Here is a 409-nt window from a genome sequence, read left to right on the forward strand (position 1 = left end):
CGATACCGTAGGCATTACCATTAATCCTGTAGTGGATATTGCTGATGATGCTTTTGCGACCAATGAAGACACGGCTGTGACTCTGGACGTGAATGCAAACGATACCTTTGAAAATGCAGGACATACCATTACGGCGATTAACGGTACAGCCATCGCTGTAGGTGGTTCTGTCAATGTTGTGAATGGAACGGTTCTTTTGAATGCTGACGGTACTTTAAGTTTTAGCCCAGCCGCTAATTTCAACGGAACTACTGATTTTACGTACACCGTCACTTCTGGCGGAACGACGGAAACGGCTACCGTTACTATGACGGTGAATGCGGTCAATGATGCTCCGGTCAACAGCGTGTCTGGTGCACAAACTCTGAGTGAAGACGCCAATCAAGTGTTCAGCTCTGCCAATGGTAAT

General features: G+C 46.9%; 1 protein-coding gene. It reads left to right on the top strand.

Translation table 11 applies throughout. From position 1 onward, the window contains the following. On the top strand, window positions 1-409 hold a 409-nt coding region (locus Lwor_RS13895; protein ID WP_169792197.1), incomplete at both ends, for an Ig-like domain-containing protein.

The sequence above is a fragment of the Legionella worsleiensis genome, from assembly GCF_001467535.1.
Taxonomy (GTDB): domain Bacteria; phylum Pseudomonadota; class Gammaproteobacteria; order Legionellales; family Legionellaceae; genus Legionella; species Legionella worsleiensis.